The organism is Mesorhizobium sp. M1428, from assembly GCF_040317515.1.
Classification (GTDB): domain Bacteria; phylum Pseudomonadota; class Alphaproteobacteria; order Rhizobiales; family Rhizobiaceae; genus Mesorhizobium.
In genome coordinates this window covers 44,722-51,399 of record NZ_JAMYKT010000033.1, presented here as the reverse complement: position 1 = coordinate 51,399, position 6,678 = coordinate 44,722, and the positions used below count along the sequence as shown (strand labels likewise).

The window sequence follows — 6,678 nt, the reverse complement described above, 5'->3', positions numbered from 1 at the left end:
ACCAAACTCAATCTGCAAAATGTGTGAATCCGATAGCACGATAGTGGGGGAGAGGTGGCTCGGCGAAGCCGAGACGGAGTGGGGGTCGACCTGCGCGGGGCGTCGTCAATTCGGGCCGGGTTCACCGCCTGCCATGTTATGAACCCACCTCGATCACGGCCTTGATCAGGCCGGACTTCTCATGCGCCCAGCGGGCGAGGTCACGCGGCGTCTCGCCAAGCGTAGTGCGATGGGTGACGAGCTTTGCCAGTGGCAGCGCGCCGTTGCGGATCGAGGCGGCGACATGGTCGAAATCGGCACGCAGGGCGTTGCGGCTGCCGATGAGCATCATCTCGCGCTTGTGGAATTCCGGATCGGAAAAGGCGATGTCGTCCTTGACGACGCTGACCAGGACCAGCGCCCCGCCATGCGCGACATGGGCGAAAGCCGACTGCACCGACCGGGTGTTGCCGGTGGCATCGAAAACCACGTCGAAGCCATCGCCGCCGGTTGCGTCCCGCACCAGGTCGGCGGTGGCGCCCTGCGAGCCGTCGAGGGTCGCGAAGCCGAGTTCACTTTCGGCGAAACCCAACCTCTCCGCACTCATGTCGAGCAGCGTCACATTGAGCCCGGCGATGCGGGCGAACAGCGCCGTGCCGAGCCCGATCGGGCCGGCGCCGATGACCAGCGTGCGCGCACCTGGATTAGCCAGCGAGCGCCGCACGGCATGGGCGCCGATCGCCAGGAATTCGACGGCGGCGGCATCGGCCAGCGACAGGCCGTTTGCCGGATAAAGATTTTGCGCCGGCACCAGGACCTGCTCGCACATGGCGCCGTCGCGGTGGACGCCGAGCACCTCGATCCTGACGCAGCAATTGGGCTTGCCTTGCCGGCAGGCGATGCATTTGCCGCAGGCGAGATAGGGATTGACGATCACTGCTTCGCCGACCGAGAGATCGACATCCTCGCCAACTTCGATCACGGTGCCGGAAACCTCGTGGCCCATGATGCGGGGGTAGGCGAGGAACGGGTGCTTGCCTTCGAAGATGTGATAGTCGGTGCCGCAGATGCCGACATGGCTGACGGCGACCAGCGCCCAGCCGGCGGGGGGCGCGCCAGGCGCCGGACGATCTTCGAGGACAAGTTCGCCGGGGGAACGGCAGACGACGGCTTTCATGCTTCAATCCAGTCGGTTCATGGCACCGCCGGCCCTGCTGTCGCGAGGCCGGCGGTTGTTGGGAGGCGGTCTATTTGCCGCGGCGGCGCAGCCCGTCGAAATAGACGATGACGATGATCAGCACGCCGGTGATGATGCGCTGCCAGAAGGCGTTGACGTTAAGCAGATTGGCGCCGTTGTTGATGGTGGCAAGGATGAAGGCGCCGAGCAGCGGCCCGTGCACGGAGCCGACAGCGCCGAACAGCGAGGTGCCGCCGATCACCGAGGAGGCGATCGCCTGCAATTCCCAGCCCTCGGCCTGCGTCGGATTGCCGATGCCGATGCGCGAGGCGAGCAGCACGCCGACGAAGGCCGCACACAGCCCGGACAACGTATAGGCCATGTAGATGGTGCGCTGGACGTTGACGCCCGACAGGCGCGACGCCTCGGCGTTGGAGCCGACCGAGAACAGATAGCGGCCCCAGCGGCTGTGGTGCAGGAAGATGTAGGCCGGGATGCCGACCAGGATCACCATCCAGAAGAGATTGGGGACGCCGACGAAGGAACTGCGCGAGAATGTCTGGAAGGCGTCGTTGTTGATCGAGATCGAGTTGCCGTTGGTCATCAACAGACCGATGCCGCGCAGCGAGGTCAGCGTTGCCAGCGTGATGATGAAGGGCGGCAGGCCCATCTTGACGATGCCGAAGCCATGGAACATGCCGATGGCGACGCCGACCAGCAAGGTGATCAGGATGGCGAGGAAAACCGGTGTGCCGGCGTTGATCAGCATCGCGACGATGACGGTGGCGAAGCCGACCACGGCGCCGACGGAAAGATCGATGCCGCCGGTGATGATGACGAAGGTCTGGCCGACCGCCAGGATGGCGATCATCGACCCTTGCCGCAACAGGTTGGAGATGTTGTTGGCAGAGGCGAAGCTCGGCGTCGCCACCGACAGGATGACCCACAAAAGAACCAGCAGCGCCAGCAGTGTCAGCCCGAACAGGGCGTTGTAGTTGCGTTTCGGCCTTTCGGCAGCGATCGCCTCGGTGCTCATATCTTCCCTCCCGGTCTTTCTTGTTTCTCGGCCAGCGCCTGGGTGAGGATCTCCTCGTGGTCAGCGGTACGAAACCCATGCGTGGCCACCAGCTTGCCGCGCCGGAACACGTGCAGCGTGTCGGCGAGCTCATAGACCTCGGGCAGGTAGGACGAGATCAGGATGATGCCCGCTCCCTTGGACAGCAGCGCGCCGAACAGGCGGTAGATCTCGGCCTTGGTGCCGACATCGACGCCGACAGTGGGCTCGTCGAAGATGAACAGCTTGGCGCCATGGGCGAGCCATTTGCCGATGACGATCTTCTGCTGGTTGCCGCCGGACAGGCTGGAGGCCAGCGCGCCGCGCGTCGGCGTCTTGATGCGCAGGTCGGCGATCTGGCGATCGGCCTGCGTCTTTTCCTGCGCGCGGGAGATCAGCAGATTATTCGAGATGCGCTTGTAGATCGGCAGATTGAGGTTGAGTCCGACCGGCAGGTTGAGGCAGAGGCCCTGGTCGCGGCGGCTTTCCGGGGCCAGCGCCATGCCGAGCCTGATCGCGTCGTGTTCGGAATTGACCTTGACCTCCTTGCCCTCCCACATGATCTGGCCGGCCGATTTGCGGTGCCGGCCATAGAGCGTGGTGACGAACTCGCTGCGCCCGGCGCCGATCAGGCCATAGAGGCCGACGATCTCGCCGGCGCGGACGGACATCGAGACATTTTCGAAACCCTTGCCGGACAGGTTCCTGGTTTCCACAAGCATCGCGCCGGGGGTGAAATGCTCCTTGTGGTAGACCTGCTCGATCGAGCGGTTGATCATCATCTTGACCAGCTCGGCGTCATTGGTCTCGGCAATGTTCCTGGTGCCGACCAGCGTGCCGTCGCGCAGCACCGAGACGCGGTCGGCGAGCTCGAATACTTCCTCCATGCGATGGCTGATGTAGATGATGGTGACGCCTTCGCCCTTCAGCCGGCGGATCAGCGTGAACAGCTGGTCGGCCTCCTTGCGGGTGAGGTAGGCGGTCGGTTCGTCGAAGATCAGGAATTTGGTGCCGCGCACGGTGGCGCGGGCGGCGGCGATCAGCTGCTGCTGGCCGATGGTCAGGTCACCCAGCATGACATGCGCCGGCAGGTCGAAGCCGAGATCGTCGATGATCTTCTGCGCCTGCCTGACCATCGCCCGCTGCTGCAGGATGCCGAAACGTGCATCCTCCTCGCCGAGGAACATGTTGGCGGCGACGGTGAGATGGCGGCACAGGACGACTTCCTGATGCACGGCATTGATGCCGAGCGCCATCGCCTCATGCGGCGTCGCCAATGCGGCAGGCTTGCCCTCCCAGATGACGTCCCCGGAGGTGCGCGGCATGACGCCGGTCAGAAGCTTGATCAGGGTGGATTTGCCGGCGCCGTTCTCGCCGACGATGGCGTGGATCTCGCCGGCCTTGAAGGCGAGGTCGACCGGCTTCAGCGCGTGGGTGCCGGGATAGCGCTTTTCCAGCCCGCTGAGTTCGAGGATGGTCCTGCCCGGTTCAAGCGTTGGGGCCGGATGGAGTTCCTGCGCCGTCGACATCATGACAATCCTCCCAGATTGGCCCCAAAGATTGGCCTCGCGATTGGCACGAGTGGGATGTTTCCGGGGCGAAAAGGCCCCGGAAACAGTTCACTTGCGGCTATACTCAGTCGAGCTTGGGGTTGAGCAGCGCGTCGATCTTCGGATCCTTCATGTTGGCCTTGGTGACCAAATTGGCGCCGGTGTCGACATTGGCCTCGACCTTCTCGCCCTTCGAGGCGGCGAGCGCCGTCTTGATGCCGTCATAGCCCATCCGGTACGGATCCTGGACGACGAGTGCCGAAATGACGCCGTCATTGAGGAATTTGATCAGCTTCTCGTCGCTGTCGAAGCCGACCAGCCCGACCTTGCCTGAGAGGCTGTTCTCGGCGATCGCCTGACCGACGCCCTGCGCCATGATCAGGTTGGAAGCGAAGATGCCCTTGAGGTTGGGGTTGGCGGTGATCAGGTCGGTGGCGATGTTGAGGCCGGTGGTGGCCTGGCCGTCGGCGTATTTGTCGGCGACCAGCTTGAGGCCGGGATATTTGGCGGCGAGCTGTTCCTTAAAACCCTGGGCGCGCTGTTCGAGCGAGCCGGCGCCCGGAAGCGCGGTGATCAGGGCGACGTCGCCCTCGATCTTGCCGCCATTGGCTTCGCCGATGGCTGCGGCAAGGCCGTCAGCGGCGACGCGGCCGCCCTGGATGTTGTCGGTGGTCAGGAACGAGGTGAAGGCCTTGGAGTCGGCACCGGAGTCGATACCGATGATCTTGACCTTGGTGGCGGCCTCGTCGATCGGCTTGCCGAGCGCCTTGGCTTCGGTCGGCGCGATGACGACGGCGGCCGGGTTGCCGGCGACAGCATTTTCGAGGATCGAGATCTGTCCGTTGACGTCGGTCTCGGCCTGGGCGCCGAGCTCCGGCACGTTGACGCCGAGGTCCTTGCCAGCCTTGCGGGCGCCGGCCAGGACGATCTGCCAGTAGAAGGACGTGGTGTCCTTGACGATGATCGGAATGGTCACGTCGGCCGCGGATGCCGGAGCCGAATGCATCACGCCGGCAAGCATCGAGGCAGCTGCAAGTGCCACGAAGGCGCGGCGGCTGAGAATGCTGGTCACGAATTTCATTAGGAGTCCTCCCTAAGTCGCCCGGTGAATGTTACGGAAGCTCCATTCGGATGGCGCGGCCCAAACGGAACTTTATCAATAAAAAACATTTACCGCATTTTGATAGTGCATCATCTCGGTCGGCGCAAGCGCTGTTTGGTGGCCGCTTCGAATGGCTGGACGGAAGAGTTTTTTCTGTCGGAACTCCGCTGCCAATCTCCTCCCATATTCCGTATGGAATATTAATTCCATCTGACAGTCAATATGGAATGTTCATTCTTTTTTGGTATACGAACTGTGACGCCTGGCGATCACGTCCGGTGTTCGCGACTGTTGCGCATGGTCCGGCTTAGAGCGTCGCTCCGAGGTGCCACGGCACGAACTCATTGTCGCCGTAGCCGAACTCTTCGCTCTTGGTCTTGCGGCCCGAAGCCGTCTCGACGATCAGTTCGAAGATCTCGCGGCCCATGCCGGCGATGGTCTTTTCGCCCGAGGCGATGACGCCGCAATTCACGTCCATGTCCTCTTCCATGGTGTGATACATGGTCGAGTTGCTGGCGACCTTGATCGACGGCGTCGGCCGGCAGCCGAAGCAGGAGCCGCGGCCGGTGGTGAAGACGATGACATTGGCGCCGCCCGCCACCTGGCCGGTGGCCGAGACCGGGTCGTAGCCGGGCGTATCCATGAATACCAGCCCGTGCCCGGTGACCTTTTCGGCATAGCCGAAGACGCCGTTGAGCGGCGTTTGGCCGCCCTTGGCAACCGCGCCGAGCGACTTTTCCAGGATGGTGGTCAGGCCGCCGCGCTTGTTGCCCGGTGAGGGATTGTTGTCGATGGATGCGCCATGCTTGGCGACGTGGTCTTCCCACCATTTCACGTAACCGTCGAGCTTGGCGGCGATCTCGGGGGTTGCGGCGCGATAGGCAAGCAGGTGCTCGGCGCCGTAGATCTCCGTCGTCTCGGAAAGGATGCCGATGCCGCCGACGCCGGCCAGGATGTCGACCGCGGCGCCCAGCGCCGGATTGGCGGTGATGCCGGACATGCCGTCGGAGCCGCCGCATTGCAGGCCGACGACGATCTCGCTGACCGGGATCGGCTCACGCTGAAGCTTGCCGACCTCTTCGGCGATCTCGGCCAGCACGACCAGCGCCTTCTCGACCGATTTGCGCGAGCCACCGGCTTCCTGGATGTTGAAATGGCGTTTTCCCGCGGCAACGCCCTTCTGGCCATAGAGGGTGAGCTGGTTGACCTCGCAGCCGAGCCCGACCATCAGCACACCGCCAAAATTCGGATGACGGGCGTAGCCGGCCAGCGTGCGGTGCAGCACCATCATGCCGTCGCCGGTGGCGCTCATGCCGCAGCCCTGGCCGTGGACGATCGGGACGAAGCCGTCGATGCCGGGATATTGCGGCAGAAGCGTGCGGTTCGCCGCGTCAGCAATGGCGTGGCAGACGGTGGCCGAGCAATTGACGCTGGCGAGAATGCCGACGAAGTTGCGCGTACCGGCGCGGCCGTCGGCGCGGCGGTAGCCCATGAAGATGCGGGCGCGGTCGGCCTCGGTCGCATGCACTGCCTCGCTCGGAGGCACCACCGGCAAACGCCCGCTTTCGAAGACCAGATTGTGCGAATGGACATGCGCGCCGGGCGCGATGTCCTGCGTGGCGCGGCCGATCGCCTGGGCGTATTTGACCACGGCTTCGCCGGCCGCAATCGGCTTTATCGCCACCTTGTGGCCCGGCTCGATCAGCGCGGCGGCGACGGCGCCGCCCGGCAGCACGGTGCCGATCTCGATGCGGCCATTGGCGACCGCGACATTGTCGGCGGGAGATAGAAGAATGCTGTTTGCGGCGTTCACGGG

The 6,678-nt window shown here is 64.0% G+C and carries 5 protein-coding genes; all 5 read right to left on the bottom strand.

What is annotated here, in order from left to right; genetic code table 11:
* Window positions 1–136: 136 nt before the first annotated feature.
* Window positions 137–1,156, bottom strand: a complete 1,020-nt coding sequence (locus NKG60_RS28860) for a zinc-binding alcohol dehydrogenase family protein (RefSeq protein WP_352976260.1) — start codon at window positions 1,154–1,156, stop codon at window positions 137–139.
* A 70-nt stretch (window positions 1,157–1,226) separates the two neighbouring features.
* Entirely contained in the window at window positions 1,227–2,192 is a 966-nt protein-coding gene (locus tag NKG60_RS28855) for an ABC transporter permease (protein WP_352649512.1), read from the bottom strand.
* Window positions 2,189–3,742: a sugar ABC transporter ATP-binding protein gene (locus NKG60_RS28850; protein WP_352976257.1), complete on the bottom strand. Its 1,554-nt coding sequence runs from the start codon at window positions 3,740–3,742 to the stop codon at window positions 2,189–2,191. The genes NKG60_RS28855 and NKG60_RS28850 overlap by 4 nt, the downstream gene beginning before the upstream one ends.
* 103 nt (window positions 3,743–3,845) lie before the next feature.
* Entirely contained in the window at window positions 3,846–4,841 is a 996-nt protein-coding gene (locus NKG60_RS28845; RefSeq protein WP_352976254.1) for an ABC transporter substrate-binding protein, read from the bottom strand.
* A 328-nt stretch (window positions 4,842–5,169) separates the two neighbouring features.
* Window positions 5,170–6,675: a UxaA family hydrolase gene (locus NKG60_RS28840; RefSeq protein WP_352976253.1), complete on the bottom strand. Its 1,506-nt coding sequence runs from the start codon at window positions 6,673–6,675 to the stop codon at window positions 5,170–5,172.
* Between the last annotated feature and the right edge of the window lie 3 nt (window positions 6,676–6,678).

What these genes read in the sequence shown, in the direction of transcription:
- NKG60_RS28860 (WP_352976260.1), bottom strand. Translation starts at nt 1,156, where the DNA reads ATGAAAGCCGTCGTCTGCCGTTCCCCCGGCGAACTTGTCCTCGAAGAT.
- NKG60_RS28855 (WP_352649512.1), bottom strand. Translation starts at nt 2,192, where the DNA reads ATGAGCACCGAGGCGATCGCTGCCGAAAGGCCGAAACGCAACTACAAC.
- NKG60_RS28850 (WP_352976257.1), bottom strand. Translation starts at nt 3,742, where the DNA reads ATGATGTCGACGGCGCAGGAACTCCATCCGGCCCCAACGCTTGAACCG.
- NKG60_RS28845 (WP_352976254.1), bottom strand. Translation starts at nt 4,841, where the DNA reads ATGAAATTCGTGACCAGCATTCTCAGCCGCCGCGCCTTCGTGGCACTT.